The organism is Bradyrhizobium aeschynomenes, from assembly GCF_013178945.1.
GTDB lineage: Bacteria > Pseudomonadota > Alphaproteobacteria > Rhizobiales > Xanthobacteraceae > Bradyrhizobium > Bradyrhizobium aeschynomenes.
Genome location: NZ_JABFDM010000001.1, coordinates 105,587 through 132,487 on the forward strand (window position 1 = coordinate 105,587; position 26,901 = coordinate 132,487).

General features: G+C 67.2%; 25 protein-coding genes. 12 read left to right on the forward strand and 13 right to left on the reverse strand.

Features of this window, described 5'->3' with window-relative positions:
- The first annotated feature begins 464 nt into the window (after positions 1 to 464).
- Together HL666_RS00450 and HL666_RS00455 are read left to right on the forward strand one after the other, a co-directional pair.
- On the forward strand, positions 465 to 1,490 hold the full coding sequence (locus HL666_RS00450) for a histone deacetylase family protein (RefSeq protein ID WP_172114225.1): 1,026 nt from the start codon (positions 465 to 467) through the stop codon (positions 1,488 to 1,490).
- A 241-nt stretch (positions 1,491 to 1,731) separates the two neighbouring features.
- Positions 1,732 to 2,010 carry a hypothetical protein gene (locus tag HL666_RS00455; RefSeq protein WP_172131510.1) on the forward strand — a complete coding sequence of 93 codons (279 nt, stop codon included), beginning with the start codon at positions 1,732 to 1,734 and terminating at the stop codon, positions 2,008 to 2,010.
- Here the strand turns inward: HL666_RS00455 and ppsA are convergent.
- Entirely contained in the window at positions 2,007 to 4,442 is a 2,436-nt protein-coding gene (gene ppsA, locus HL666_RS00460; protein ID WP_172179348.1) for a phosphoenolpyruvate synthase, read from the reverse strand. The genes HL666_RS00455 and ppsA overlap by 4 nt on opposite strands.
- Positions 4,443 to 4,542: 100 nt before the next feature.
- On the opposite strand from ppsA, the gene HL666_RS00465 reads away from it, so the two are divergent.
- The gene (locus tag HL666_RS00465; protein WP_172179350.1) at positions 4,543 to 5,733 is read left to right on the forward strand and encodes an SbmA/BacA-like family transporter; all 1,191 of its coding nucleotides are present in this window, start codon (positions 4,543 to 4,545) and stop codon (positions 5,731 to 5,733) included.
- Here the strand turns inward: HL666_RS00465 and HL666_RS00470 are convergent.
- From HL666_RS00470 to HL666_RS00480, 3 genes are read right to left on the reverse strand one after another with little or no spacing between them, the layout of a single operon-like run.
- On the reverse strand, positions 5,693 to 6,631 hold the full coding sequence (locus tag HL666_RS00470) for a 1-phosphofructokinase family hexose kinase (RefSeq protein ID WP_172114229.1): 939 nt from the start codon (positions 6,629 to 6,631) through the stop codon (positions 5,693 to 5,695). The genes HL666_RS00465 and HL666_RS00470 overlap by 41 nt on opposite strands.
- 6 nt (positions 6,632 to 6,637) lie before the next feature.
- A complete protein-coding gene (glk, locus tag HL666_RS00475) occupies positions 6,638 to 7,618 on the reverse strand; it encodes a glucokinase (RefSeq protein WP_172114230.1) in 981 nt (326 codons plus the stop codon).
- Between the two features lie 4 nt (positions 7,619 to 7,622).
- The gene (locus tag HL666_RS00480; RefSeq protein ID WP_172179352.1) at positions 7,623 to 8,978 is read right to left on the reverse strand and encodes a GH1 family beta-glucosidase; all 1,356 of its coding nucleotides are present in this window, start codon (positions 8,976 to 8,978) and stop codon (positions 7,623 to 7,625) included.
- A 204-nt stretch (positions 8,979 to 9,182) separates the two neighbouring features.
- Here HL666_RS00480 and HL666_RS00485 point away from each other — a divergent pair, with 204 nt between their 5' ends.
- The 5 genes from HL666_RS00485 to HL666_RS00505 are packed head-to-tail and all read left to right on the forward strand — an operon-like array spanning position 9,183 to position 14,587.
- On the forward strand, positions 9,183 to 10,133 hold the full coding sequence (locus HL666_RS00485) for an ABC transporter permease (protein ID WP_172114232.1): 951 nt from the start codon (positions 9,183 to 9,185) through the stop codon (positions 10,131 to 10,133).
- Between the two features lie 8 nt (positions 10,134 to 10,141).
- Positions 10,142 to 11,008, forward strand: a complete 867-nt coding sequence (locus HL666_RS00490) for an ABC transporter permease (protein ID WP_172179354.1) — start codon at positions 10,142 to 10,144, stop codon at positions 11,006 to 11,008.
- A complete protein-coding gene (locus tag HL666_RS00495; RefSeq protein ID WP_172179356.1) occupies positions 11,005 to 12,015 on the forward strand; it encodes an ABC transporter ATP-binding protein in 1,011 nt (336 codons plus the stop codon). Before HL666_RS00490 ends, HL666_RS00495 begins: the two co-directional genes overlap by 4 nt.
- Before the next feature lie 14 nt (positions 12,016 to 12,029).
- Positions 12,030 to 13,064: an ABC transporter ATP-binding protein gene (locus HL666_RS00500; RefSeq protein ID WP_172180153.1), complete on the forward strand. Its 1,035-nt coding sequence runs from the start codon at positions 12,030 to 12,032 to the stop codon at positions 13,062 to 13,064.
- A gap of 35 nt (positions 13,065 to 13,099) precedes the next feature.
- A complete protein-coding gene (locus HL666_RS00505) occupies positions 13,100 to 14,587 on the forward strand; it encodes an ABC transporter substrate-binding protein (RefSeq protein WP_172179358.1) in 1,488 nt (495 codons plus the stop codon).
- 284 nt (positions 14,588 to 14,871) lie between these two features.
- Here the strand turns inward: HL666_RS00505 and HL666_RS00510 are convergent, their stop codons facing one another.
- Positions 14,872 to 15,033 (reverse strand): hypothetical protein, encoded by a 162-nt coding sequence (locus HL666_RS00510; RefSeq protein WP_009025659.1) that lies wholly within the window; start codon positions 15,031 to 15,033, stop codon positions 14,872 to 14,874.
- A gap of 250 nt (positions 15,034 to 15,283) precedes the next feature.
- Between HL666_RS00510 and HL666_RS00515 the strand changes: the two genes are divergently transcribed.
- Together HL666_RS00515 and HL666_RS00520 are read left to right on the forward strand one after the other, a co-directional pair.
- On the forward strand, positions 15,284 to 16,195 hold the full coding sequence (locus HL666_RS00515; protein ID WP_172114236.1) for an NAD(P)/FAD-dependent oxidoreductase: 912 nt from the start codon (positions 15,284 to 15,286) through the stop codon (positions 16,193 to 16,195).
- Between the two features lie 86 nt (positions 16,196 to 16,281).
- On the forward strand, positions 16,282 to 16,449 hold the full coding sequence (locus HL666_RS00520) for a hypothetical protein (RefSeq protein WP_172131520.1): 168 nt from the start codon (positions 16,282 to 16,284) through the stop codon (positions 16,447 to 16,449).
- Between the two features lie 6 nt (positions 16,450 to 16,455).
- On the opposite strand, the gene HL666_RS00525 is transcribed toward HL666_RS00520, so the two are convergent.
- From HL666_RS00525 to HL666_RS00550, 6 genes are read right to left on the reverse strand one after another with little or no spacing between them, the layout of a single operon-like run.
- A complete protein-coding gene (locus HL666_RS00525) occupies positions 16,456 to 17,298 on the reverse strand; it encodes an ABC transporter permease (RefSeq protein WP_376698575.1) in 843 nt (280 codons plus the stop codon).
- Positions 17,299 to 17,309: 11 nt separating this feature from the next.
- On the reverse strand, positions 17,310 to 18,239 hold the full coding sequence (locus HL666_RS00530; RefSeq protein WP_172131522.1) for an ABC transporter permease: 930 nt from the start codon (positions 18,237 to 18,239) through the stop codon (positions 17,310 to 17,312).
- Entirely contained in the window at positions 18,239 to 19,231 is a 993-nt protein-coding gene (locus HL666_RS00535; RefSeq protein ID WP_172179362.1) for an ABC transporter ATP-binding protein, read from the reverse strand. Before HL666_RS00535 ends, HL666_RS00530 begins: the two co-directional genes overlap by 1 nt.
- Positions 19,228 to 20,202 (reverse strand): ABC transporter ATP-binding protein, encoded by a 975-nt coding sequence (locus HL666_RS00540; protein WP_172131524.1) that lies wholly within the window; start codon positions 20,200 to 20,202, stop codon positions 19,228 to 19,230. The genes HL666_RS00535 and HL666_RS00540 overlap by 4 nt, the downstream gene beginning before the upstream one ends.
- A 4-nt stretch (positions 20,203 to 20,206) precedes the next feature.
- Positions 20,207 to 21,844: an ABC transporter substrate-binding protein gene (locus HL666_RS00545; RefSeq protein ID WP_172131525.1), complete on the reverse strand. Its 1,638-nt coding sequence runs from the start codon at positions 21,842 to 21,844 to the stop codon at positions 20,207 to 20,209.
- A 50-nt stretch (positions 21,845 to 21,894) separates the two neighbouring features.
- Positions 21,895 to 22,716: a sugar phosphate isomerase/epimerase family protein gene (locus tag HL666_RS00550; RefSeq protein WP_172131526.1), complete on the reverse strand. Its 822-nt coding sequence runs from the start codon at positions 22,714 to 22,716 to the stop codon at positions 21,895 to 21,897.
- Between the two features lie 209 nt (positions 22,717 to 22,925).
- Between HL666_RS00550 and HL666_RS00555 the strand changes: the two genes are divergently transcribed.
- The gene (locus HL666_RS00555; protein WP_172131527.1) at positions 22,926 to 24,095 is read left to right on the forward strand and encodes a hypothetical protein; all 1,170 of its coding nucleotides are present in this window, start codon (positions 22,926 to 22,928) and stop codon (positions 24,093 to 24,095) included.
- A 45-nt stretch (positions 24,096 to 24,140) separates the two neighbouring features.
- Here HL666_RS00555 and HL666_RS00560 read toward each other — a convergent pair whose 3' ends face one another.
- Both HL666_RS00560 and HL666_RS00565 read right to left on the reverse strand, forming a co-directional pair.
- Positions 24,141 to 24,785 (reverse strand): Vgb family protein, encoded by a 645-nt coding sequence (locus HL666_RS00560; protein WP_172179364.1) that lies wholly within the window; start codon positions 24,783 to 24,785, stop codon positions 24,141 to 24,143.
- Between the two features lie 33 nt (positions 24,786 to 24,818).
- Positions 24,819 to 26,039 carry a winged helix-turn-helix domain-containing protein gene (locus HL666_RS00565; protein WP_172131529.1) on the reverse strand — a complete coding sequence of 407 codons (1,221 nt, stop codon included), beginning with the start codon at positions 26,037 to 26,039 and terminating at the stop codon, positions 24,819 to 24,821.
- Positions 26,040 to 26,126: 87 nt separating this feature from the next.
- Between HL666_RS00565 and HL666_RS00570 the strand changes: the two genes are divergently transcribed.
- A complete protein-coding gene (locus HL666_RS00570) occupies positions 26,127 to 26,888 on the forward strand; it encodes a DUF899 domain-containing protein (protein ID WP_172131530.1) in 762 nt (253 codons plus the stop codon).
- Positions 26,889 to 26,901: the final 13 nt, after the last annotated feature.

Below are 26,901 nucleotides of genomic sequence, written 5' to 3' on the forward strand. Positions count from 1 at the left end.
ATCACCTCTCTTGTACGTTCCTCGCGGACTGTCCTAGAGGAGATGGAGGGCCGCGGTCCAAACCGAAGCCTGTATCGATCGATGCGAATTTTGGATCGATGCTGGGCTCTGCATGCGGCTGTCGACAAATCGCGGTTGCGACGTCCGGCCGTTCTCTGCCGCGCCATGCATGAGCTGATCAGGCTTGCACGTTCAGGTTTTGCCGAGGTCTCGGCGCATTTGCGATGATCGCTGCCGCATCCGGCCGAATGGCAGGTGGAGCTCTCCTCACATCCACCGCGCCTCACGCGCCGGATCGCCTTGATCCCGGCGAACTCGCTGCTGACAAGATACCAAGCGCAGCGATCCGTTCCGCCCGCTGGGAATTGCGCGCCCGGAACGATGGAGATGCAAACCATCTGTGCTTGTATCCACCGCTGCTGCATGCACAATCGCTTGCGAAAAGCGAACAGGAGCCACGACGCGTGAAGGCCGTCTACACCGAGCTGCACCGCAGCCACGATCCGCAATTCTATCTGGTCCGCGGCGTGGTCAAGCGCACCACCGAGCAGCCCGAGCGGGCGGATCGTCTGCTTGCGGGAGTCAAGGCCGGCAATCACGAATTGGTGGCGCCGACGCTGTTCGGCCAGGAGGCCCGCGCGCGCGTGCACAGCCCGGAATATCTCAACTTCCTGGAGGAGGCCTGGGACGCCTGGGCCGCGCTCGGCGACGCCGGCGCTGAGATGATTCCGAACATTCACCCGGTGCGCAACGCGGCGACCTATCCCAGTCACATCGTCGGACGGCTGGGTTGGCACACCACCGACACGTCGGCGCCGATCGGGCCGGGGACATGGGCGGGTGCCTGCGCCGCCACGGACGTCGCCGCGACCGCGGCCCAGCTGCTGCTCGATGGCGAGGATGCGGCATATGCCTTGTGCCGGCCCCCCGGGCACCATGCCTATCGCGACATCGCGTCGGGCTTCTGCTTCATGAACAATTCCGCCATCGCGGCGGCGCATCTGCGTCAGCGCCACGAGCGCGTCGCGATCCTCGATGTCGACGTCCATCACGGCAACGGCACGCAGGGCATCTTCTACGATCGCTCCGACGTGCTCACCATTTCGATCCATGCCGATCCGACGCACTATTATCCGTTCGTGTGGGGCTATGCGCATGAGCGCGGCGCCGGCGCAGGCCTGGGCGCGAACCTCAACATTCCCTTAGCCCTGAAGAGCGGCGACGACACCTACCTCAAGGCCTTCGAGACCGCGGCGAAGACCATCCATGCCTTCGCACCCGGCGCGCTCGTCGTGGCGCTCGGCCTCGATGCTTCCGAGCACGATCCGCTCAAGGGCCTCTCGGTGACGACGCCGGGCTTCCGCCGCATCGGCGGCGCCATCGCGCGGCTCGGCCTGCCCACGGTGTTCGTGCAGGAAGGCGGCTATCTCTCCGATATTCTCGGCCAGAACCTGACCGCGGTGCTCGGCGGGTTCGAAGCGGCGCGGTGAGCGCCGTGCTTACCAGCTCACCGCCATGAGCCCGCGAAGCTACGGGGGGATCGGGACGTCGGCAGCCGCCCGGAGTTCCACGGATGGCGAAAATACAGACTTCCTTAAGGTGGTCCATCGCGACAATGCGGCGCGTTCTGGCCGTGGGGCCGCTTCAACGGAGGATGCGGACATGCAGATGCCGATGGCGGTCGGGCTGCGACGGATGGGCGGCGGCGCCGCCGGCACTGAACGGTGAATCGTGGCCGACATCATCAAATTCCCGACGGTGCTGCGCGCCGCGCAGGCGGACATCGCGCTCGCTGCGTCGGTCGGGATCCAGCTGGTGCAGCTCAAGCGCACGCTGGAATCGTGGCGGCAGATTCTGCACCGGCTGGATCAGCTGGCGCAGCCTGACGACGCCGGCCAGCTGAGCGAGCAGTCGCGGCATATCCGCGAGCTGATGGCCGACGCCGAGCGCGCCATCGCCCATTTCCAGGATCGTCAGGGTGGCTCTGACGAGAACGGCGCTCCTGACTAGCTTGCCAGCGCCTGCGGCGCCGGCGATGCCAGCTCCCGCTCTGCCGTGCGGACGATATCCATCGTGCGCACGACGCTGGCCGGATTGACGCTGATGGAGTCGATGCCGAGCCCGGCGAGATAGCGCGCGACCTCCGGATAATTGGCCGGCGCCTCGCCGCAGATGCCGACATGGCGATGGTTGCGATGCGCGCCTTCGACCGCGAGCTTCAGCATCGCCAGCATGCCGGGATCGCGCTCGTCGAAGTCGAACGCGACGATGTCGGAATCGCGATCGACGCCGAGCGTGAGCTGGGTGAGATCGTTGGAGCCGATCGAGAAACCGTCGAAGTGCTTCGCGAATTCGTCGATCAGGATCACGTTGTTCGGGATCTCGCACATCATGTAGATCTCGAGCCCGTTTTCGCCGCGGACGAGGCCGTGTCCGGCCATCGCCGCGATCACCTTGCGCGCCTCCTCGACGCGACGGCAGAACGGGATCATGATTTTCAGGTTGGACAGACCCATCCCGTCGCGCACGCGCTTCAAGGCCGCGCATTCCAACGCGAAGCCGGCGGCATAGGCCGGATGTGCGTAGCGCGAGGCGCCGCGGAAGCCGAGCATGGGGTTCTCTTCCTTGGGCTCGAAGTCGCGACCGCCGATCAGGCTGGCATATTCGTTGGTCTTGAAATCGGACAGGCGCACGATCACCGGACGCGGGTAGAATGCGGCGGCGATGGTGCCGACGCCTTCCGACAGCCGCTCGACGAAGAAGTCGGCGGGCTTCCTGTAGCGCGCGGTCAGGCGCTTGATGGTCGCGCGATCCTTTGCCGAATTCACCTTGTCAGGCGCGGCCAACGCCATCGGATGGATGCCGATCGACTGGTTGATGATGAACTCCATGCGGGCGAGGCCGACGCCGTCGTTCGGCAGCAGCGCGGTCTTGAAGGCAAGCTCGGGATTGCCGAGATTGACCATGATCTCGGTCCGCGGCTTGTCGAGCTCGTCGATCGCGAGGCGCTCGACCTCGAAGGGCAGGGCGCCGTCATAGACGTGGCCGGCGTCACCTTCGGCGCAACAGACGGTGACGGTCGTTCCGGTCTTGGCGCGCTTGCTGAAATCCTCCGTGCCGACCACCGCGGGCACGCCGAGCTCGCGGGCGATGATCGCGGCATGACAGGTGCGTCCGCCATGATCGGTGACGATCGCGGCTGCCGTCTTCATGACAGGCTCCCAGTCTGGGCTGGTCGAGGCCGCCACCAGCACCTCGCCGGGCCGGAAGGCGCTCAGGTCCTTGGCCGTGCGGATCAGGCGGATCTTGCCGGCGGCGATCTTTTCGCCGACGGCGCGGCCGGTCGCCAACACCTTGCCGGTCTTCTTCAGCGCGAAGGTCTCGATCGCATCCGGCCGCCGCTGCGACGCCACCGTCTCGGGGCGCGCCTGGATGATGTAGAGCGCGCCGTCGCGGCCGTCCTTGGCCCATTCGATATCCATCGGCGTCGGTCGTCCGGCCTTCTGCGAGTAGTGCTGCTCGACCGTGATGGTGGCCTGCGCCAGCTCGAGCACGTCGGAATCACCGATGCAGAATTTCGCCCGGTCGGCCGGCGGCGTCGCCTCTGTGCGCGTCGGCGCGCCGCGCGCACCCGCTTTGGCGTAGACCATGCGCTTGGTCTTGGCGCCGAGCCGGCGCGACAGCACGCTTCGGAAGCCGGCTGCAAAGGTCGGCTTGTGGACGTAGAACTCGTCCGGGTCGACCGTGCCCTGCACGATGGTCTCGCCGAGGCCATAGACGCCGGTGATGAAGGCGACGTCGCGAAAGCCGCTTTCGGTGTCGAGCGAGAACATCACGCCGCTGGCCGCGAGATCCGAACGCACCATCTTCATGACCGCGACCGACAGCGCGACCTTCTCGTGCGCAAAGCCATTGTCGATGCGGTAGGAGATCGCGCGATCCGTGTAGAGCGAGGCGAAGCAGCGGCGACAGGTCTCGAACAGATCCTTCGGCCCGCGGATGTTGAGGAAGCTCTCGTGCTGACCCGCGAAGCTGGCATTCGGCAGGTCCTCGGCCGTGGCCGAGCTGCGCACCGCGACGGCGACGCCGCGGCCATATTCCTGCTCCAGCTGCTTGTAGGCCTTGGTGACCTCGCGCCGCAGGTCGTCGCGGTCGGTCGCCGCGAACACGATCGCGCGGGCTTTCGCCGCGCGCCTGGCGAGATCGGCGATGCGGCGCTTGTCGAGGCCGTCGAGCAGCTTGCGCAGTTCGTCGTCGGCGCCGGTTGCGCGCAGCGCGTCGCGATAGCTCGCGGCCGTCAGCGCGAAGCCGTTGGGCACCCGCACGCCCTGCGGTGCCAGCGCCGAATAGAGCTCGCCGAGCGAGGCGGTCTTGCCGCCGACCTCCGGCACGTCCTCGATGCGAAGGTCCTTGAACCAGCGGATGTAGCCGGATGCCGTCATGACGTGTCTCCCGCACTGCAAAGCTCAGTTTGTCCTGCCGCGCGGCGCCGGCCTTGCGCAAGATCAAGCGGGATGGGGCCGCGGCTCCTTAGATGATTCCATGACAGAAGTTCCCCAGCGGCAACCGTTCGCTGCCGATGAACCCGACGATCTCCGACCCGCTGACATGGCCGACGACGAGAACGAGGACGGCGATCGGCAGTGGTCGCGCTTCTGGCTGACCGCGCGGAACTTCTGGCGCGGATGGGCGGCCTGGCGCGTGTGGCTGCTGTGCGCGGTGCTGGTCGGCATCGTCGTGCTGCAGCTCTATGTCCAGTTTCGCTTCAACTATTGGAACAGGGATTTCTTCGACGCGCTGGAGAGCCGCGATCCGGCGCGGCTGCGTCACCAGGCGATTCTGCTCGTCCCGTTGTGTGCCGCGAGCGTCGTGCTGGCGGTCGCCTCGGTGTGGGGCCGCATGGCGATGCAGCGCAACTGGCGGCAATGGATGGCGGCCAAGGTGATCGACTATTGGGTCGAGAACGACCGCTACGCGCGGCTCGCCACGGTGCAGGGCGGGCAGAAGATTCCCGAATACCGGATCGCCGAGGACGTCCGCATCGCCACCGACGCGCCGGTCGATTTCGCCGTCAACCTGATCTCGTCGGTGCTGACCGCGATCATCTTCGTGCAGGTGCTGTGGCAGGTCGGCGGCCCCATCGGCTTTGCGGTCGCGGGAATCCAGCTGTGGATTCCCGGCTATCTGGTCGTCAGCGTCGCCGTCTATTCCGGGCTCGTCACCGGCGCGATGCTGTGGGTCGGCCGGCCGCTGACGCACGTCATCCAGGTCAAGAATCAGGCCGAGTCGGAGCTGATCACGGCGGCGCATCTGCTGCGCGACATCGGCGAAGGCGTCACGCCGAAGCGGGAGGAGCGCAGCGTCATCGCCGGGCTGTGGCTGGCGCTCGATCGCGCCATCCGGCAGTGGAAGCGGCTATGCTGGCAGCTCATGCGCACGACCCTGGTCTCGCACACCAACAGCCTGCTCGCGCCGATCATCGGGCTGGTGCTGTGCGCGCCGAAATTCCTCGGCGGCGAGATGACGCTCGGCGAGCTGACGCAGGCTGCGGCCGCGTTCACGCTGGTGCAGGGCTCGTTCAACTGGCTGGTCGACAATTACAGCCGGGTCGCCGACTGGATGTCGTCGCTGGAGCGCGTCGGCGGCCTGCTGCTGTCGCTCGACCGGCTCAACGGGGATGTGGGGACGGAGGTCACGCCGTCTCGAGCCGCACGTCAGCCAGCAGACGGCTGACATCGGCGGGGTCGCACAGCGCAGTCCCGGTGCGCAGCAGCGCGGCGGCCCCGGCGGCGACGGCGAAGCGAAACGCGTCCTCGAGCGGCTCGCTCGCGGCAAGCTTCGCCACCAGCGCGCCGAGAAAGCTGTCGCCGGCGCCGACGGCATTGACCGGCACCATCGTCAGCGGCTGGGCACGCAGCACGCGCTCGGGCGTGACCAGCAGCGCCCCGAGATGACCCATGGTCAGGGCGATCATTCCGACCTTGCCGTTCATGATCAGGACGCGGGCCGCCTGCTCCCACGCGGTTGCGTCCGACGGCTCGCCGCCGACGAGGTCGCGCATCTCGTGCAGCGACGGCTTGATCAGGTCGACCCCGCCGGCAACGGCCGCGGCCAGCGCCGGGCCGGACGTATCCAGGATGAATTGCGCGCCGCGCGCTCGTGCGACCGCGGCCAAGCGGGCGTAGTAGTCGGTCGGCACGCCGCGCGGCAGGCTGCCGCTGCCGACAACGAAGCGCGGAAACGGATCGAGCCCGCCGAGCAGCGCGAGACCCGCCTGCCACTCGGGCTCGGTCAGCGCAGGCCCGGGCAGGATGAAGCGATAGGGCTGGCCGGTCGCGCGCTCCTGGACGAAGAAGTCCTCGCGCGTGTCCTCGGCCGTGGTCCAGGTCAGGCTGCTGACGCCTTCCGTGTCGACGAGCTGCCTCAGCAGCACGCCGGTCGGTCCGCCCACCGGATAGAGCGCGGCGACATCGCCGCCGAGACGGGTGATGACGCGGGCGACGTTGATGCCGCCGCCGCCGGGATCACGCTGCTGCGTCGTCCCGCGCAGCTTGGCCACGGGCACGATCCGCTCGACGGTCGTCGAGACGTCGACGGCCGGGTTCGGCGTGATCGTGACAATGTCGCTCATGGGATGTCAGTGCGCGGACGCGCCGCCGCTCGCGGTGATGCCGGACTCATGGAACGATTTGAGGCCGAGGAAGCTGATGTCGGGCTTGGTGACGAGATGCACGGGGATCGGCCGCAGATAGCTGTCATAGCGCCCCTTGCTCTCGAACTGCCTGCGGAAATCGGACTTTGCAAAATAGTCCGGAAAACGCGGCGGGATGCCGCCGGCGATGTACACGCCGCCACGGGCGCAGAAGGTCAGCGCGAGATTGCCGGCGACGGCACCGAGCCAGGCGCAGAACATGTCGAGCGTGGCGCGGCAGGTGGCGCAGCTGCCGTCGAGCGCGGCGTGGGTGATGGCGGCAGCATCGCGCGATGGCACCGTGACGCCGTCGACGGCGGCGACCGCCCGGTAGACGTTCTCCAGTCCCATGCCGGACAAGGCGCGCTCGATCGAGACATGGCCGAAGCGCTCGCGCATCTTCGCCAGCACCAGAGCCTCGCGCGCCGTCGTGGCCGGAAGGGTCGCATGGCCGGCCTCGGTGACGGCCACCGTCGGACGGCCGTCGCCCGGCAGATAGCAGGCCGCGCCGAACCCGGTGCCAGGGCCGATCACCAGCATCGGCGCGCCATCGACCGCTGCGCTGCCGCCGAGCGGAAACAGATCGTCCGGATGCAGCGCGGGCAGGGACCAGCCCACCGCCTCGAAATCGTTGAGGAGCTTTGCCGAGCGCAGATTGAACCGGGCGGCCAGCTCGGCGCCGTCGATGACCCAGGTCGAGTTGGTCAGCATGCCGCGATTGCGCTCGATCGGGCCGGCGATGTCGAGCACGGCCGTGGACGGCGCGCCGCCGGCCGCGTGGCGCGCCAGGAAATCGGCGATCGCGTCGGTGATGGTCGGGAAGTCCGCGACCTTCAGGTGCGCGACGTCGCCGATCGTGCTGCCGTCGAGCAGCGCGAAGCGCGCATTGGTGCCGCCGATGTCTCCCAGAAGAACGCGATCGCTCATTCCTTTAGCCGCTTTCCGTCCATTTGTGCGGCTCGGCAGCGTGCGCCAGGGCCCGCCGAGCCGCAATCATCTCCGCATACCATCGCGCCGATGCCTTGGGAATGCGGCGCTGCGTGGCGTGGTCGACATAGACAATGCCGAAACGCTGCGAATAGCCTGCCCCCCATTCAAAATTATCCAAGAGCGACCACACGAAATAGCCGCGCACGTCGGCGCCCGCTCGGATCGCCTGTTCCATGGCCGCCGTATAGGCCTTGAGGTAGCTGGTCCGGTCGTCGTCCTGGATGTGGCCGGAGGCATCGATCACGTCGTTCGCCGCGGTGCCGTTCTCCAGCACGTAGATCGGCAGGTGGAACCGCTGGTGGATGTCCAGCAGCGTGTCGCGGAACGCCTCGGGCACCACCGGCCAGCCGATCGCGCTGCGCGGCACGGTCTCCGGCGCCGGGCCGAAGCTGGCGCCGATCAGGTTGGTGCCGTCCCTGACGTAATGCGGCGAGTAGTGATTGAGCCCGAACCAGTCGACCGGCCGGGCGATCTGCGCCATGTCGCCGGGCGCGATATAAGGCGAAATCGCGTCGAGCAGCTCCGGCGGGTAGCTGGCAAAGGCTTGCGGGACCGGAAAGGCGTCGTTCCAATAGGCCGCGAGCCGCAGGGCCGCCGCAGCGTCGGCGGGACTGCTCGTGCAGGGATAGCAGGGCTGGCGGTTGTGAATCGCGCCGATGGAGGCGCCGGCCACGTCTCTGCGCAGCACGTCGACGGCGCGACCATGGCTGAGATTGACGTGGTGGATCGCCTTGTGCAGCGCCGCCTTGTCGGCGATCCCCGGCGCATGCCATCCGAGGCCGTAGCCGAACAGCGTGAACACGCAGGGTTCGTTGAAGGTTGCAAAGCGCTTGACACGGTCGCCATAGCGCCGCGCCACCAGCGCGGCGTAGTCGGCGAACCAGCCGGCGATGTCGCGGTTCTGCCAGCCGCCGAGCGCCTCCAGCGCCTGCGGCAGGTCCCAATGATAGAGGCAGAGCCACGGCTCTATTTCCGCGGCCAGCAGCGTGTCGATCAGGCGGTCGTAGAAGGCAAGACCGGCTTCGTTGGCAGCGCCTCGTCCCTGCGGCAGCAGCCGCGGCCACGCGGTCGAAAACCGGTACGCGTTCAGGCCGAGGTTGCGCATCAGCGCAACGTCCTCAGCGAAGCGGTGGTAGTGATCGCAGGCGGTCTCCGCGGTGTCGTTGGTCTTGATCCGGCCGGGGACGTGCAAATAGACATCCCAGATGCTGTCGGCGCGACCGTCGAGATGGGCGGCGCCCTCGATCTGAAAGGCCGAGGTCGACGCGCCCCAGAGGAAGCTCGGACGGTTGGTCATGACGTGAGGCGTCCTGCTCGGTTGCGCTGGATCGCATGATGCAGGTTGCCGGCCGCCGGCCGTTGACCGGGATCAAGCCGGCACTGCCATGGCCGTCGGGGCGGTGCCCTGCACCGGCGAGGGACGATCATGCAGGCAACGGGCTTGCATCAGAACCGAAAGCTGTGGAACGTGCGGCCGCCGAAAACCGGAGTCCCGGCGCGAATGAGCGTGTTTCTGCTGCGGCGATGCCTGACCTTGCTCGCGACCCTGGTCGGCGCGTCGTTGATCATTTTCCTGGTGCTCGACGCCCTGCCGGGCAACGCCGCCCAGATGCTGATGGGCGCGGATGCCTCGCCCGACGCGGTCAGGGCGCTCACGGTCAAGCTCGGGCTCGATCAGCCGCTGGCGCTGCGCTATCTGCACTGGCTGGGCGGCCTGGTGAGCGGGAATCTCGGCAACAGCTATGCCTATGGCACGCCGGTGGCCGAGCTGATCGGTGAGCGGCTGACGATGACCATTCCGCTCGCGATCCTGGCGATGGGGCTGACCACGGTGCTGGCGCTGGCGGCCGGCATCTACACCGCCGCCAATCACAACCGGATCGGCGACGTCGGTGTGATGTCGCTGACCCAGATCGGCATCGCCTTGCCGAACTTCTGGTTCGCGATCCTGCTGATCCTGCTGTTCGCGGTGAAGCTGCAATGGCTGTCGGCCGGCGGCTTCCCCGGCTGGGAGGACGGCATCTGGCCCGGCTTGCGCTCGCTGCTGCTGCCGGCGGTGGCGCTCGCGGTGGTGCAGGCGGCGATCCTGGCGCGGGTGACGCGCTCGGCCGTGCTCGACGTGCTGCGCGAGGATTTCGTCCGCACCGCGCGCGCCAAGGGCCTGACCAAACGCGAGGTGCTGTGGCAGCACGTGCTGCGCAACGCGATGATCCCGGTGCTGACGGTGATGGGCCTGCAATTCGCCAATCTGCTGGCCGGCACGATCGTCATCGAGAACGTGTTCTATCTGCCGGGACTTGGGCGTCTCATCTTCCAGTCGATCGCCAATCGCGATCTCATCGTGGTCCGCAACTGCGTGATGCTGCTGGCGGCGATGGTCATCGTCGTCAATTTCGTGGTCGACGTGCTGTATGCGGTGATCGATCCGCGCATCAAGGTGCACGAGCTGTGAGGCCGTCGGTGATCGCTCAAGCCGGCACAGCGCCTGCACCAAATGCCTTCTGGCGCCGCGCGCTGCGTCATCGCAGCTTTGTCGTCGGCGCGCTCCTGTGTCTGCTCGTGCTCGGCGCCGCGCTGTTGTCGCTGGTCTGGACGCCGTGGTCGGCCTATGAGATCGACGTCGCATCGAAGCTGCGGCCGCCGTCATCGGCGCATTGGCTCGGCACCGACGTGCTCGGCCGCGACATCGTCTCGCTGCTGCTGGTCGGCGCGCGCGCGACCATTCTCGTCGGCATCATCGCGGTCGGCATCGGCCTCACCTGCGGCGTCTGTCTCGGGCTGATCGCCGCCGCGCAGCGCGGCTGGACCGAGGAGGTGATCATGCGCTTCAGCGACTTCACCTTCGCCTTTCCCGCGGTGCTGTCGGCGATCATGCTGGCGGCGGTGATCGGGCCGGGCATGGTGACCTCGATCACCGCCATCGGCATCTTCCAGATCCCGGTGTTCGTGCGCGTCACCCGCGGCTCGGCCGGCGCGATCTGGGCGCGCGAGTTCATCCTGGCGGCCCGCGCCGCCGGCAAGGGCCGCGTCCGCATCACCATCGAGCACGTGCTGCCGAACATCCTGTCGATCCTGATCGTGCAGGCGACGATCCAGTTCGCGCTCGCGATCCTGGCGGAAGCCGCGCTGTCCTATCTCGGCCTGGGCACGCAGCCGCCGCAGCCGTCCTGGGGGCGCATGCTGAACGACGCGCAGACCCTGCTGTTCCAGTCGCCGAGCCTTGCGGTGTATCCGGGCGCCGCGATTGCGCTGGCCGTGCTCGGCCTCAATCTGCTCGGCGACGGTCTGCGCGACCTGCTCGATCCCCGGCTGGCGAGGCAGCGATGATGGCCGCCGATGCGCCTCTGCTCGATGTCGCCGATCTCGGCATTCAGCTCACCACCAGCCGCGGCCCGGCCAAGGCGGTGCGCGAGGTCTCCTTCACGCTCCGGCGCGGCGAGACGCTCGGCATCGTCGGCGAATCCGGCTGCGGCAAGTCGATCACGGCGCTGGCGCTGCTGGGTTTGCTGCCCGACAGCGCCGACGTCAGCGGCAGCATCAGGCTCGATGGCCGCGAGCTGGTCGGTCTCGCTGATGCCGACTATTGCAAGCTGCGCGGCAACCGCATCAGCATGATCTTCCAGGAGCCGATGACCGCGCTCAACCCGATGCACACGATCGGGCATCAGGTGGCGGAGCCGCTGTTGCGGCACACCGGCTGCTCGGCGACGGAGGCAAAGCGGCAGGCGATCGCGCTGCTCGACCGCGTCGGCCTGCCGGATCCTGCGCGACGCTACGACGCCTATCCGCACCAGTTCTCCGGCGGCCAGCGCCAGCGCGTCACCATCGCGATGGCGCTCGCCTGCAGTCCCGACGTGCTGATTGCCGACGAGCCGACCACCGCGCTCGATGTCACCATCCAGCGCCAGATCCTCGATCTCATCGCCGATCTCGTCGCCGAGCGTGGCATGGCGATGATCCTGATCTCGCACGATCTCGGCGTCATCGCCGAGAACGTCCAGCGCATGATCGTGATGTATGGCGGCACGGTGGTGGAGAGCGGCACGACCGATGCCGTGTTCTCGCGTATGGGCCATCCCTACACCCAGGGCCTGTTCCGGGCGCGGCCGCGGCTCGGCGCCCGCAGGGGCACGCGGCTCGCGACCATCGCGGGGACCGTGCCGGAACTCGCCGATCTGCCGGCCGGCTGTCCGTTCGCCGATCGCTGCACGCTGGTCGTCGATGCCTGCCGCGCGGCGCTGCCGTCGCTGAGCGAGATCGGCGCCGGGCACGGCGTCCGCTGCATCCGCACCGATGCCGCTCTCTCGCGTGACCCGGCGGGAGTGATCGCTTGAGCACCGCAGCGAAGATGTCGGCGACGACGCCGCTGCTCGAGGTCAGGGATCTCGTGCAGCGCTACACGCTGCCGCGCGAGAGCCTGCTGCGGTCGCCCGGCGAGGTGCTCGCGCTGAACGGCGTGTCGCTGTCGTTGATGGCGGGTCAGAGCCTCGGCATCGTCGGCGAGTCCGGCTCCGGCAAGTCGACCTTGGCGCGGCTGATCATGGCGCTGGAGAAGCCGTCATCGGGATCGGTGCTGATGGCTGGACGCGATCTCCATTGTGTTTCGGCGGATGAGTTGCGGCGCGCCCGCCGCGAATTCCAGATGGTGTTCCAGGACCCCTACGGATCGCTCGATCCGCGCCAGACCGTCGCCCGCATCGTCGCGGAGCCGCTGACAGCCCTGGAAAACCCAGACCGCGAAACCCTGCGCGTCCGGGTCGCCAGCGTGCTGCGTCAGGTCGGGTTGCGCGACGCCGACATCGACAAATATCCGCACGAATTCTCCGGCGGCCAGCGCCAACGCATCGCGATCGCGCGCGCGCTGATCACCCAGCCGAAACTGATCGTCGCCGACGAGCCGGTCTCCGCGCTCGACGTCTCGGTCCAGGCGCAGGTGCTCAATCTGATGCAGGATCTGCAGGAGCAGTTCGGCCTCAGCTACGTCCTGATCAGCCACGATCTCGCGGTCGTCGACTATCTCTGCGACGAGGTGGCGGTGATGTATCTCGGCCGCATCGTCGAGCGGGGGCGGCCGGAGGATCTGTTCGGGCAATGCGCGCATCCGTATACGCGGGCGTTGCTGGACGCGGTGCCGCAGGCGCAGGCGGGCGCGGTCAGGCGCCGACGCCAGAGCGTCGCGATCGCCTCGCAGTCCTTCGGCTCGGCAGGATGCGCCTATGCGCCGCGCTGTCCGCTCGCCGATGCGCATTGCCGGGAGGTCGCTCCCGCCCTGCGGGCGCTCACGGCACATCATTCTGCGGCCTGCCACAAGGCGGAGAGCGTGATGGCGCTGCCTCCGCTCGTTTCAGAACCGCACCAGCCCCTTGTCTCGAAGCCGCTTTGACGCGTATTTTGTTCCGCCCCGGGAGAAACAAAACAATGTTGAAAAGACTAACGATCATCGCTTTGGCCGCGCTCGTCGCGGCGGTTGCGCCCGCCTCGGCGCAGAGCAAGAAGGACAGCGTCGTCGTCGGCATGACGCTGGAGCCGCCGGGGCTGGATCCGACCAGCGCCGCCGCGGCGGCGATCGCCGAGGTCACGCTCTACAACGTCTACGAGACGCTGACCAAGATCAACGAGGACGGCTCGGTGTCACCGCTGCTGGCCTCGAGCTGGAAGGCGTCCTCCGACCTCAAGAGCTACACCTTCAAGCTCGTTAAGGGCGTGAAATTCCAGAACGGCGAGGCGTTCGATTCCGCCGCGGTGAAGTTTTCCTTCGAGCGCGCCGGCGCCGCCAACAGCACCAACAAGGACAAGGCGCTGTTCCAGGCGATGGAGCAGGTGGCGGCCCCCGATGCCGAGACGATCGAGATCAAGCTGAAACATTCCGAGCCCAATCTGCCGTTCCTGCTCGGACAGGCCACCGCATCGATCGTCGAGCCGAAGAGCGCGCCGACCAATGCGACGCAGCCGGTTGGCACCGGTCCCTATACGCTGGGCGCCTGGGCCAAGGGCTCCTCGCTGACCCTGAACAAATGGCCCGACTATCGCAACGCTGCGGCCGTCAAGCTGTCCAAGGTCACCATCCGCTTCATCTCCGATCCGGCGGCGCAGGTCGCGGCCTTGCTGTCCGGCGACGTCGATGCGTTTCCCCGCGGCACCTCGGCCCGCACGCTCGCGCAGTTCAAGGCGGACCCGCGCTTCACGGTGCTGATCGGCGGCTCCAAAGCGAAGACCATCGTCACCATCAACAACAAGAAGAAGCCGCTCGACGACGTCCGCGTCCGCCGCGCCATCCTCGCCGCGATCGACCGCAAGGCGATGATCGAAGGCGCCGTCGACGGGCTGGGCACGCCGATCGGCAGCTTCTACGTGCCGGGCTCGCTCGGCTATGTCGACACCACCGACATCAATCCCTACGACCCGGAGAAGGCCAAGAAGCTGCTCGCCGAGGCCGGCGTGACCACGCCGCTGCAACTCTCGCTGCGGCTGCCCCCGCCGGCCTATGCGCGGCAGGGCGGCGAGGTGCTCGCGGCGCAACTGGCCAAGGTCGGCATCGTCGCCAAGATCGAGAACCTCGAATGGGCGGCGTGGCTGTCGCAGGTCTTCAACGGCCCGCACGATTTCGACCTGACGATCGTCTCGCACGTCGAGCCGTTCGATCTCGTGAAGTTCACCGAGAAGAACTACTATTTCGGCTATCAGTCGGAGGCCTTCGACAAGCTCTATCAGTCGATCGTCGACACGCCTGACGAGGCCGGGCGCGCCAAGCTGCTCGGCGACGCGCAGCGCATGCTGGCGACCGATGCTGCCGCCGGCTTCCTGTTCCAGCCGCAATGGATCACGATCATCAACAAGAAGCTCAAGGGCGTCTGGAAGGACGTGCCGCAGTTCGAGAACGATTTTGCGAGCTGGAGTTGGGAGTGAGCGGCGCTACGCGTCCAATTGGGTCCGCACTGACCCTGCCCGATACAGCGCCCTCTCCCCTTGTGGGAGAGGGCAGCGCCGGCCTATTCCCGAACGCGGTTGGGTGAGGGGTTTCTCTCCAAAAATGCGCTCGTTGTGAGAGACCCCTCACCCAACCGAGTTTGCCGAGCGGTCCTACATGCCCTCTCCCACAAGGGGAGAGGGCGCAATAACTAACACCGGCGTATCAGCGCGTTTCGAAGGCGTGCATCGATGTGATGCATGCTCCGGTTTAAATCATTCAGTTAATTCGGCCACTCGATCGGCGTGAAGCGCAATTGCCGGCGCCGCATCTCGGCCTGGAGCTCCTGGGCATATTGCTTGGCGCGCTCGCCAATCAGTCGATAGGGACCGCCGATCCGGCTATCGGCGGCGACCTGCTTGCGGACGCTTTCGTAGTACGCCATCAAGCTCTCGTCAGTCGAATTCACAAATCGCATCCACGCGCCCTCGCAGAAAATCCCCCTCGCTGCCAAGTTTGCACGGCTTTTCCGCCGCAGCAGCGACATAAGTTAACGTCGGATCGCCGTAAACGGTTCCATCTGCGTTCCGCGCTCGTGCGAGTTCCCGTAGCGGATCGACGCTCTGCAGGAACCTTACTGCTCGAAACCTTTTGCCGCGGGGACCACGTCGGATCTGACAAACACGAGTACGGCGATGCATGCGGAGATTCTGATTGTCGGCGGGGGGCCGGCGGGGTTGATGGCCGCAATCTATCTGGCACGGTTCCGGCGTCGTGCCGTCGTGGTGGACAGCGGCGCATCGCGCGCAGCGTTGATCCCGCGCAGTCATAACCTGCCGGGGTTCCCGAACGGTCTTCCGGGAGGCGAACTGCTGAAACGGATGCAGCAGCAGGTGGAGGAGCTCGACGTGCCCATTATCAGGAGCACGGTAAACGTACTCGAGAAGTGCGACGGCGGCATCATCGCTGCGCATGAACGGGGAACACTCACGGCGCAGCGGGTGATCCTCGCGACCGGGATCGTCGACAGGCAGACGCCGCTGGCTGACTGGACCGGGGCTGTCCGCGCGGGGGAGCTGCGCTATTGCCCGGTCTGCGACGGGTTCGAGACGATCGGCCGCAAGATTGCGATCGTCGGCGAGATCGGCCACGCTGCCGGCAAAGCGCTGTTCATGCGCGTCTATAGTTCCGACGTCGCCTTGATCCCGGTCGGCGACGCGCGTGATGACGTCAGGAGACGAGAGCTGGCCGCAGCCGGCGTCCGGGTGACGCCGCCGCTTCATGCGCTGCAACGCCGCGACGGTGAGATCGAGGCGTCATTCGTCGACGGCGGCAGCGAACGGTTCGAGATCGTTTACCCTGCAATGGGCGCCGATGTTCGCTCGGAGCTCGCGATCGCGCTCGGCGCGCGCCACACCGCCGATGGATTTCTGGAGGTCGACGCCAAGCAGCGCTGCGGTGTGGACGCGCTTTACGGGATCGGAGACGTCGTCACCGACCTGCACCAGATTGCGGTTGCGTTCGGTCACGCTGCGGTGGCCGCCTGTCACGCGCATCATTCCTTGCCGATGCGCTATGCCGACGCGTCCGATGCCGGCCGGCGTTGATCACAACCTCAGGGCGCGTTATCCTGTGTTAGTGCCGGGGGCGTTGATCTGTCGGACGCTGACGCATGGATAGGAAATCGGCATGTTTGGCGGCAGCGTCCAGCTGTCGCGAGGAAGCTGAGCGCGATCCGGCGCGCCGCCATCTCTGGTTGCAGGAAGCCTCGAAATGGGCCGCGCTTGCGTGCGAGCAGACCGGGCGTACGCTGATCGTCTGCGAGCACGGCGCCGCTGCGAGCGAGGATGCCCGCCACTGAGGCGCGCTATTGCAGCGTCGGATCCAGCTTGTCACGCAGCCAGTCGCCGATCACGGACACCGCGAGCGTGGTCACTACGATGGTGATCGCCGGCGCCAGCATGATCCACGGCGCGCGCGTGAGGTACTCGCGGCCATAGCCGACCATGTTGCCGAGGCTCGTCATCGGCGGCTGCACGCCGAGTCCGAGGAACGACAGGCCGGACTCCAGCAGGATGACCTCCGGGAACACCAGCGTCATCGACACGATCAGGGTCGAGGCGATGTTCGGCAGGATGTGCTTGAGGTAGACGCGCTGCGGCGTGGCGCCGAGCTGACGCACGGCGGCGGCATAGCCCTGCGCGTTGGCCGAGATCGCGAGACCCCGCGCGATGCGCGCATAGCGCTCCCAGCCGAACAGTCCCATCAGCCCGATCAACAGCGGCAGCGAGTTGCCGAGGAAGGCGAGCACGGCGAGCGCCAGGATCAGGAACGGCATGCTGGCCTGGAAGTCGGCCAGCATCAGCACCGCCTGCTCGACCAGGCCGCGAAAATGCGCGGCGAGGAAGCCGAGCGTGGTGCCGGCGATTGCGGAGATCGCCGTCGCGCCGAACGCGATCAGCAGCGAGATCCGGATCGAGACGATCAGGCGCGACAGCACGTCGCGACCGAGCTCGTCGGTGCCGAGCCAGTGCGCCGGATTGCCCGGGAGGGACAGGCGATTGCGCAGGTCGAATTTGGTGAAGCCGTAGGGCGCCAGCTGATCGGCGAACGCCGCAAGCACGAGCATCGCTGCGATCCAGCCCACGGCGATGATGACGGAGACGGGAACGTTCGGCCAGCGCAGCCGCCGCGCGGCCGGTGCCTTCATTGCGACGTCGGTCATGCCTCCGCTCCCTTGCTGCGCAGCCGCGGATCGAGCAGGCCGTAGAGAAAATCGACGATCAGGTTCGAGGTCACCATCGTCATCGCCACCAGCAGCAGGATGCATTGCACGACCGCGAGGTCGCGATTGGCGACGGCGACGACCAGCAGCCGGCCGACGCCGGGCCAGGAGAACACGCTCTCGACCACGACGGCGCCGGCAATCAGGCTACCGACCATGAAGCCGAGGATGGTGACCGTCGGGATGGCGGCGTTCGGCAGCGCGTGATCGGTGATGACACGGCGCCACGGCACGCCCTTGGCGGACGCGGTGCGGATATAGGGCTGGCCCAGGATCTCCAGCATCGCGCTGCGCGTGAAGCGGGCGAGCACCGCGGCGCCGCCGAAGCCGAGGGTCACGATCGGCAGGATGGCATGGCGCCATGAATCCTGTCCGCCTGAGGGCAGCCAGCCGAGCTGCACGGCGAAGATCAGCACCAGCAGCAGCGCCAGCACGAAGCTCGGCACGGTGAAGCCGGCGACCGCGGTGATCATCACCGCGCGGTCGATCGCGGAGCCGCGATGCAGCGCTGCATAGATGCCGGCAGGAATGCCGAGCAGCACCTTCATCAGGAACGCGGGAATCGTCAGCGCCAAGGTCGCCGGGATGCGCTCGAGCACGAGCTGTATCGCAGGGCGGCCGTCGCGCATCGAGCGGCCGAGCTCGCCCTGACCGATCGCCTTGAAGTAGTCGAGATATTGCACCCAGATCGGATGATCGAGGCCCCAGGCCTTGCGGAATGCGGCGATCACCTCGGGCGGCGCTTCCGGCCCCATGATCATCAGCGCCGGATCGCCCGACAGCCGGAGCACGATGAAGGCGAAGGTGACGACGAGCGCGATCGTCAGCAACGCGCGCGACAGGCGGATGGCGAAATAGCGCAGCATCAGGCGGCATCCTGGGTCTTCGGGCGCGCGCCGGTCGTGAGATGGCACGCCACCTGCCGCTGGTCGTCGAGCGCAACGAGCTGGGGCACCTCGGCTGCGCAGCGGGCTGTTGCATGGCGGCAGCGCGGGTGGAAGGCGCAGCCGGAGGGGCGCGCGGCCGGATTGGGCGGATCGCCCGTCAGCACGATCCGGTTCGTGCTGCGGCGGCCGGGAGCCGGCGAGGCCGACACCAGCGCCTGCGTGTAAGGATGCTGCGGGCGCGCGAACAGATCGTCCGCATCGCCATATTCGACGATCCGGCCGAGATACATCACCGCGACCTTGCGGCTGATCTGCCTGACGACGCGCAGATCGTGGCTGATGAACAGCATGGTCAGTCCGAGCCGCGCCTGGAGATCGATCAGTAGGTTGACGACCTGGGCCTGGATCGAGACATCGAGCGCGGAGACCGGCTCGTCGCAGACGAGGAAGTCCGGCCTGGTCGCCAGCGCCCGCGCCAGCACGATGCGCTGGCGCTGGCCGCCGGACAATGCGCCGGGATAGCGCCGGCCATGGCTGTCGTTGAGATCGACCGATTGCAGCAGCTCGTGCACGCGGTCGTCGCGCTCGGCGGCGGTCCCGATCTTGTGGATGTCGAGCGGCTCGCGGATCTGATCTGCGACGGAAAGACGGCGGTCGAGCGCGCCGAGCGGATCCTGGAAGATCATCTGCATGCGCGCGCGTTGCGCGCGCCAGGCGGACGATCCGAGCGTTGCAATCGGCGCGCCATCGAAGCGCACGCTGCCCTGGTCCGGGGACTCCAGCCCGAGCGCCATTCGCCCGGTGGTGGATTTGCCCGAGCCGGATTCGCCGACAATGCCGAGCGTTTCGCCTTTGGCGATGCCGAAGCTCAAGCCATCGACGGCGTGGACGGATGCGGCACGTCCGAACAGGCCCGACCGCATCCGATAGGTGCGCGAGATCCCGAGGACCTCGACGAGCGGGGCGGTCATTCGGCGGCGAGCCCCACCGGCACGCGCTGCGGCCGCAGGCAGGCCACCGCGCGGTCCGGCTCGAACGGCGCCAGCGGCGGCACGCCGGCATGACAGCCGTCGCCGGCGAAGCTGCAGCGCGGCGCGAAGGCGCAGCCGCTCGGCAGCGCGCGCGGATCCGGAACCGTGCCGGGAATGGCCTGCAGCCGACGTCTGACACCATCGAGCGGCGGCAGCGCGCCGATCAGACCCTGCGCGTAAGGGTGCCAGGGATCATCGAACAGCCGCGATGCGGGCGCGCGCTCGACGATGCGGCCCGCATACATGACGCAGACGCGGTCGCAATTCTCGGCGACGACGCCGAGATCGTGGCTGATCAGCACCATCGCCATGTTGAACTCGCGCCGGATGGCCGACAGCAGATCGAGGATCTGCGCCTGGATGGTGGCATCGAGCGCGGTGGTCGGCTCGTCGGCGATCAGGAGGTCCGGCTGGCCGGCGAGCGCCATCGCGATCATGATGCGCTGGACCTGGCCGCCGGAGAATTCGTGCGGGTAGGCCGACAGCCGCCTGGGCGCGTCGGGAATGCCGACCAGATCGAGCAGCCGGAGCGCCTCGATCCGCGCGGCTTCGCCGCGCAGTCCGCGATGCAATGCGAGGCTTTCACACAGCTGACGCCGGATGGTCAGAACCGGATTCAACGCGCTGGCGGGATCCTGGAAGATCATCGCGACGCGCCGGCCGCGCACGGAATCGAGCACCGCACCGGACGCGCCGAGCAGCTCGCGGCCTTCGAGCTGCACCGAGCCTGCCACCTTCGCTTTCGCGGGCAACAGGCCGAGCGCCGCGAGCCAGGTCACCGACTTGCCGGATCCGGACTCGCCGACGAGGCCGACGGCCTCGCCTTTGCTGATATCGAGATCGATGCCGTGCAGCACGTGCGTGCCGTCGAAGGCGACCTTGAGGTCGGAGATGCTGACCAGCGGCGTCACGGCATCACGCTCCGTAGTTGCCGGTGCGGAAGTCCATCGCGAAGGCCGGCGCGGCCTTCCACTTGATCGACTTCGGCTTGGCGGTGAAGGTCGCGTTCTGATGCAGCACCGTGTAGGCCGGGTCCTCGCGCTCGGCGATCTCCAGCATGCGGCGGAACGCCTTCTTGCGCGCGGCGCGATCGGTCGAGGTCTCCAGGAACTCCGACAGCTTGTTCAGCTCGGCGTTGGTCCATTCGCCGATCTGCTGCTGCTGACCGTTCGGGCCGTGCTGGGCGACGAGCGAGGAGACCGGATCGTTGAAGGCGGCCGAGTTGGACCAGTCGCGCACCGCGCGGGTCGGGCTGCGCTCCATGATCTGCGACCAGTTCTCCTTGGTCTCGATCTGCACGTTGAGCCCGACAGCCTGCCACATCTCGACCAGCACCTGCGCGGTCGCGACTTGGTTGGTGTAGTAGTTGTTGAGCAGGCGGTAGGGGATCGGATCGCCCTTGTAGCCGGCCTGCTTCAGCAGGTCCTGCGCCAGCTTCGGATCGAACGCCGGCACGCTCCAGTCGGCGATGAACATGTCGTCGTAGAACTCCCACTGCAGGCCCTTCGGCACGCGGGTGCGGCCGGCCCACAGGCTGTCGACGATCGCCTGGCGGTCGATCGCATGAGTGAAGGCGCGGCGTACCAGCGGATTGGCAAGCTGCGGATGGTTCTTGTCGAACACGGTCAGGCGATGGTTCAGGATGGTGCCACCCTGGACCTCGAACGCCGTGTTCTTCTCGATGCCCGCGATCTGGTCCGGCGGGATGTCGCAGGCGAACTGATACTCGCCCGACAGCAGCCCGTTGATGCGGCTCGCGACCTCCGGCACTTCCAGGAAGCGGATGCGCTTCAGCGGCGGACGGCCGCCCCAATATTCGTCGTGGGCTTCCAGGGTCAGCGACACGTCGGGCTTGAACTCGACGATCTTGTAGGGGCCGGTGGTGATCGGCTTGCGCGCCCAGTCGAGATAGCTCGCAGCCTCCTCCCAGCCGCGCCGGCTCATGATGTCCGAGCCGTAGCGCATCAGGCGGCCTTCGATGGTCACGTCCGGCGTCGCATTGACGAAGCGCACGGTGTATTTGTCGACCGCATCGACGCGAACGAGATCCGGCCAGATCCGGCGTGCGACGCCGATCACGTCCGGCGGCAACTCCTTGCCCGGGCGCGGCGCCGGGATCTTCTCGAACGCCTTGATGGTCGAGCGGCTCTTGGCCTCGCTGTCGCCGAACATGCGCTCGCGGCTGAACGAGAACACGACGTCCTCGGCCGTCATCTCGTCGCCGTTGTGGAACTTGACGCCCTGGCGCAGCTTCAGCTCGACGGTCTGGTCGTCGATCCGCTTCCATTCGGTGGCGAGGCCGGGGACGGCTTCGAGATTGCCGCGGAAGTTCTTCGAAATCAGGCCTTCCCACAGCGACGAGTAGAACACGCGCTCGCCGACATTGGACTGCTCGCGCAGCACGTCGAGCACGTTGGAGTTGGTCACCTTCTGCACGGCGATGGTCACGGAGGGACGGTTGTCGGCTTGCGCGATCGAGACGCGCGGCAGGATGAAGCTGCCGCCGATCGCGGCGCCGGCGCCGAGCAGGCCGCGGCGGGTGAGCTTGGTCATGGCAATCTCTCTATGGTGCGAGGTTGTCAGAAGCGAATGAGGTCGTGGACTTATTGCGCGAGGTCGAGCGAGGCGAGATACGCCGCGCCGGTCTTGACGTGATCGTGGTTGCGCAGTTCGAGGATCAGGCGCGGATTGGAGTTGAGTTTCGCCAGCGCGCGAAATACGGCGATCCAGCGGATGTTGCCTTCGCCCGGCGCCCAGTGGCGGTCGGCATAGCCGTCGGTGTCCTGCAGGTGGACGTGGGTCAGCATGTCACCGGCGGCATCGACATAGTAGTCGACCGGCGGCGCGCCGGTGGAATGATGCGCGTAGTTGGCATGGCCGGTGTCGAGCGACACCCGAACCTTGCTGCTGCCGAGCGCCCGGGCCAGACCGACGCGATCCAGCGGATTCTTGTCCTCGATGTTCTCGATCACCAGCTCGCAATTGGCCTGCTCGGCGGACGCGATGACATCCGACAGCGTCGCCCGGACGCGCTCGATCAGCGCCTCGCGATTGTCGGACAGCATGTCGATGTTGTTGTAGTCCCAGGTCGTATAGGGCGAGTGGATCACCATCTGCGTGGCGCCGAGAAATTCCGCGACTTCCAGGCCCTGCAACAGCCGCTTGGTGACGGCGCGGCGGATCATCGGGTCGTGGCTGGCGATGGTGAAGCCCCAGAACGGGCCGTGGATGCCGAGCCGGCCGGTATGGCCCGACAGCATCGACTTGATTTCCTTGGCGGTGCTGCGCCAGTCGCTATCGAGCAGATCGGCGCGGAAGAAATCCTGGATCTCGAGATCGCGCTGGCGCTCCAGCAGCCAGTCGGCGTGGGCCGGAATCGATTTGACGGAGAGGGCGGCGCCCAGGATGGGCAGCGTGGTGGTCATGGCGAGATCCCTTGGCTTGAAGACCTCGTGAGCGCTAGCGGAGTTCGATGACGCCCCCATGAAGGGCTGTGGACGGCTGCCGCGAGATGTCGTGGGCCTCGGCCGTCATCGACGCCATTTGTCGTATCCCTGAGGTCGCCGGTCGCCGCCGAGTTCTACTTGACGTAGCCGCGGGAATTGCAACAATGCGGCGAAAAAGGGGAATTGGGATGGCGGTACGGCGTGCGATGCTTGGGAGGATGTTGTCGGCTCCGATGTTGTCGATCCCGAAGTTGTTGATCTCTGCGTTCGCGATCTCTGCGCTGAGCCTGCTCCTGCAGAATGCTCCCGCGCAGGCGAAAGGGCCATTCGGGACCGTCTCCGTCGCGGGCTGGTCCGGCGGCGCCTATACCGACGACAGCACCGGCAAGTTCTCGAGCTGCATCGCATCGGCGAGCTACAAGAGCGGCATCAATTTCGGCGTTCTCGCGCTGCCGACCTACCACTGGGCTCTCGCCTTCATTCATCCGACGTGGTCGCTCTCGAAGGGACAGAAATTTCCGATCGTCCTGAGCTTCGACGGCCGCAACTCCTATAATGTCGAGGGCTCGGTCTGGTCGGCCAACATGGTCGTGGTGCCGATGCCGAACGACTCCACTCTGATCAAGTCGTTCCGGGCGGCGCGGACGATGTCGGCCTTCGCACAGGGCAACCTGTTCCAGTTCGATCTGAACGGCACGTCCGTGCTGTTGCCGTCGCTCGCCAATTGCGTGCGCATGATCAATGCCGGCGGCCTAGCGGCGGCGACGAATTTCACGGTGCAGCCGGGCGCCGCCTCGGCGCAGCGCCCGGCGGCGACGGCCCCGGCCTCGACCGCCAGCGTGCAGCCTTCGCGCGCGTCGGAGGACTCGCCCGAGCTGCAGCTGGAAGCGATGCAGATCGCCTCCAATTTCATTCTCAAGGCCGCGCTGTCGCACCCATCGATCCTGGGCAGCGGCGAGCGGCCGGTGTGGCTGACAGCGGGTGGGGTCGCCTGGAAGGCGGACGGTGCGACGGGCTTCGTACGGATCGTGCCGCCGCAGCGCAATCTCGACGGGCTGGAGGTCGCGGCCACCATCGTCGGCAACGACGCGCGCGACTGCAAGGGCAAGTTCATCTCGGCGCGCAACAGCGAGCTGGTCGACAGTGCGGTCGTGTTCCGCGGCATGTCCTCCTGCGAGGACAGCGAGAAGTCGGATATCTCCGAGTACTTCATCTTCCCGCGCAAGGCCGGCGGCTTCGTCCTGTTCTCGGTGATCACGCCGACCAAGCCCGTGGGTGGCGGCGGCCCGCAATTGCAGACGCGCGAGGAGGCCAACGCCAATTTCCGCAAGGCCGCCTATACGTCGCTCAGCAAGTAGGCGTCGGCGCGCAGGCGCGGACTCTCCACGGCATGAGCCTGCGCGCTAACCGCTCGCCCGCTTCGGGCGCCTGACGGCGCGCACCTTGCCGCTGCCACCGCCGCCGCAATACAGCGTGTCGCCGCCATCGGACTCCATGCCGGAGACGCCGGTGCCTGCGGGCATGTCGAGCTGATCGAGCACCTCGCCCGTCGCGGGATCGATGCGCCTGATGTCGCTGACGTCATCCTCCCAGGTGCCGTGCCAGAGCTCGCCGTCGACCCAGGTGACGCCGGTGACGAAGCGCGTACAGGGGATGCTGCGCAGGATCTGTCCCGTCGCCGGATCGATCTGGTGGATCTTGCGATCCTGATAGGCGCCGACCCAGAGCGATCCTTCCGCCCAGGCCAACCCGGAATCGCCACCGCCTGATGGCGCGGGAATCGTCGCCAGCACCCGCCCGCTGTCGGGATCGACCTTGTGGATGCGATCCTCGGCGATCTGATAGAGGTGCCGGCCGTCAAAGGCGGTGCCGGCATGCGAGGGCATGTCGAGTGATTTGCGCACCGTGCCATCGGTGGGATCGATCGCCTTGATGCTGGGGCCGGTCGCGATCCAGACCTGCTCGCCGTCATAGCTGACGCCATTGACGCGCTCGACATCCTCGAACGGTCCGTACTCGCGGATGATCTCTGCTACTGCTCGTGTCATGCTGGTCTTCCAATCGGTTGTGACGGGAGCACGCTAGTCGAGTGAGGACCAGGCCGGGAGTAACAACGCGGTCGCGAATTCGGTCACGACCGTGCAGGTCCAGCGTTGCGCGCGGCCGCGCCCGAACGACTGGACCTTGCCCGACGAAGCCAGCGTATCCAGCGCGCGCTGGACCGTGCGCTGGCTTTCACCCAGCGCCACCGCGAGGCCCGAGCTCGACCACGCCTCGCCGTCGGCGAGGCAGGCGAGAACCGGCGCGTTCTCGTCCTCGACCGGTGGCGCCAGCACCACGACGTCCCGATTTCCCCCGGGCCGCAGCGCGAAGCCGTCCTTGGTCGCATTGACCTCGGCCAGTCCCCGAAGCAGGTGTCGCAAGCGCCCGATCTCGACGCGCAGGCGCGCGCGGTGCGACTCGTCGGCATCCTTGCCGCGGAACGCATGCGCAATCAGCTCCGCGCGCGGTACGCCATCAGGCGACTTCTCGACCAGTCTGCGAGCCAGTGCAAACAGCACCGGTCGTCGCGCCAGCGGCACGATCTGGCCGCCCTGCCGGATCGACAGCCGGCATGCGTCGAGGATCAGCATGTCCGATCGAAACAGCGCCTCGACCTCGTCGAGCTGCAACAGATGGTCCTCGCCATCCCGGGTCAGGCGCGCAGCCGGCGCCGACAACGTCGTCGCGGCGCGCTCGATCTCGGCGTGCAGCTCAGGGCTGCGCGTGCGATGCGCCGTGCGCGACGCGCGTTCCAGGGCCGATCGCGCGGCCTTCGTCTGCAGACGGCGCAAGGCCAATCCTGCGACGATCAGCTCGTAGATCGTACGCGCCGCCGGATGCAGCGGCGAGGGATCGAGATCGGCCAGTCCGCGCTCGGCCTCGTCGAGCTGGCCGACGAGGACCATGCGCCGGATCTCGAGGCTGCGCGCGTAGGCGGCATTGGTGCGGTCGCCGTGCTGCTCCAGCGTCGTGCGCGCCTCTGCCAGCGTCTTTGTCGGCCACGACAGATCACGCGCCGCGAGCGCGATCTCGGCCTCGGCGACGGCGCAGCGGGCGCGCGCCATGGCCGCCTTGGGGCCGAAGCCCCGCGCCGCCTGCCGCAGCAGCTCCTTCGCCCTGATGACATCGCCGAGCCGCGCCATGGCGATGCCGCGCAGCGCCAGGGCGGGAGGATCATCGCGCAGCGCGACGCGGTTCAGCGCGCCGAGCGGATCACCGGCGGCAAGCGCCTGCGCTGCCGCCGAGATCAGCGAGTCCATGCAAATCCCGCCACACTTGTCACTCCCGGTGTCTCCCGCGCCGATCCTAGTCTGTCTCGCGGTCAACACGCAAAAGGGAACACAGACATGACCATGCATCTCACCGGAACTCGCGAAGACTGGCTCAAGGCTCGGCTCGACCTGCTTGCCGCCGAGAAGGACTTCACCCGCCGCGGCGACGAACTGGCGCAGCGGCGCCAGGCGCTGCCCTGGGTGCGCGTCGACAAGGCCTATCGTTTCGATACGGAGGATGGCCCCGTCACGCTGCCCGATCTGTTCAGGGGCCGCTCGCAACTGCTCGTCTATCATTTCATGTTCGGTCCGGACTTCCAGGCCGGGTGTCCGTCCTGCTCCATGATCGCCGACGGCTTCAACGGCTTCCAGGTCCACCTCGCCAACCACGACGTGATGCTGTGGGCGGTGTCGCGCGCGCCGCTGGCCAAGCTGAAGGCGTACAAGTCAAGGATGGGCTGGAGTTTCCCGTGGGCGTCCTCTTCCAGCAGCGACTTCAATTTCGACTTCAACGTCGCGATCACCGAGCAGCAGCAGCGTCAGGGCGGCACGGAGTACAACTACCGCACCAGTCCGCCGCTGGGCGCCGGCGATGTGCCGCCAATGGTCTCTGAGATCGCTGCGGCCGCCGGCACGGACGGTGCGACGTTCATGCGCGACCGCCCCGGCATGAGCGCGTTCATCGTCGAGGACGGCGTCGTCTATCACACCTATTCGGCTTACGCGCGCGGCCTCGACGGCCTGTGGGGCGCCTATCAATGGCTCGACCGCGCGCCCAAGGGCCGCAACGAGCAGGGCGTGTGGTGGCGCCGCCGCGACGAATACGCGGCGCGCTGAGAGCATGGAGCGG

Bases quoted from the DNA above. Each gene is read 5' to 3' on its own strand.
- ppsA (WP_172179348.1), bottom strand. From the start codon at position 4,442: ATGACGGCATCCGGCTACATCCGCTGGTTCAAGGACCTTCGCATCGAG.
- HL666_RS00465 (WP_172179350.1), top strand. From the start codon at position 4,543: ATGACAGAAGTTCCCCAGCGGCAACCGTTCGCTGCCGATGAACCCGAC.
- HL666_RS00470 (WP_172114229.1), bottom strand. From the start codon at position 6,631: ATGAGCGACATTGTCACGATCACGCCGAACCCGGCCGTCGACGTCTCG.
- glk (WP_172114230.1), bottom strand. From the start codon at position 7,618: ATGAGCGATCGCGTTCTTCTGGGAGACATCGGCGGCACCAATGCGCGC.
- HL666_RS00480 (WP_172179352.1), bottom strand. From the start codon at position 8,978: ATGACCAACCGTCCGAGCTTCCTCTGGGGCGCGTCGACCTCGGCCTTT.
- HL666_RS00485 (WP_172114232.1), top strand. From the start codon at position 9,183: ATGAGCGTGTTTCTGCTGCGGCGATGCCTGACCTTGCTCGCGACCCTG.
- HL666_RS00495 (WP_172179356.1), top strand. From the start codon at position 11,005: ATGATGGCCGCCGATGCGCCTCTGCTCGATGTCGCCGATCTCGGCATT.
- HL666_RS00500 (WP_172180153.1), top strand. From the start codon at position 12,030: ATGTCGGCGACGACGCCGCTGCTCGAGGTCAGGGATCTCGTGCAGCGC.
- HL666_RS00505 (WP_172179358.1), top strand. From the start codon at position 13,100: ATGTTGAAAAGACTAACGATCATCGCTTTGGCCGCGCTCGTCGCGGCG.
- HL666_RS00510 (WP_009025659.1), bottom strand. From the start codon at position 15,033: ATGGCGTACTACGAAAGCGTCCGCAAGCAGGTCGCCGCCGATAGCCGG.
- HL666_RS00515 (WP_172114236.1), top strand. From the start codon at position 15,284: ATGCATGCGGAGATTCTGATTGTCGGCGGGGGGCCGGCGGGGTTGATG.
- HL666_RS00525 (WP_376698575.1), bottom strand. From the start codon at position 17,298: ATGAAGGCACCGGCCGCGCGGCGGCTGCGCTGGCCGAACGTTCCCGTC.
- HL666_RS00530 (WP_172131522.1), bottom strand. From the start codon at position 18,239: ATGCTGCGCTATTTCGCCATCCGCCTGTCGCGCGCGTTGCTGACGATC.
- HL666_RS00535 (WP_172179362.1), bottom strand. From the start codon at position 19,231: ATGACCGCCCCGCTCGTCGAGGTCCTCGGGATCTCGCGCACCTATCGG.
- HL666_RS00545 (WP_172131525.1), bottom strand. From the start codon at position 21,844: ATGACCAAGCTCACCCGCCGCGGCCTGCTCGGCGCCGGCGCCGCGATC.
- HL666_RS00550 (WP_172131526.1), bottom strand. From the start codon at position 22,716: ATGACCACCACGCTGCCCATCCTGGGCGCCGCCCTCTCCGTCAAATCG.
- HL666_RS00555 (WP_172131527.1), top strand. From the start codon at position 22,926: ATGGCGGTACGGCGTGCGATGCTTGGGAGGATGTTGTCGGCTCCGATG.
- HL666_RS00560 (WP_172179364.1), bottom strand. From the start codon at position 24,785: ATGACACGAGCAGTAGCAGAGATCATCCGCGAGTACGGACCGTTCGAG.
- HL666_RS00565 (WP_172131529.1), bottom strand. From the start codon at position 26,039: ATGGACTCGCTGATCTCGGCGGCAGCGCAGGCGCTTGCCGCCGGTGAT.
- HL666_RS00570 (WP_172131530.1), top strand. From the start codon at position 26,127: ATGACCATGCATCTCACCGGAACTCGCGAAGACTGGCTCAAGGCTCGG.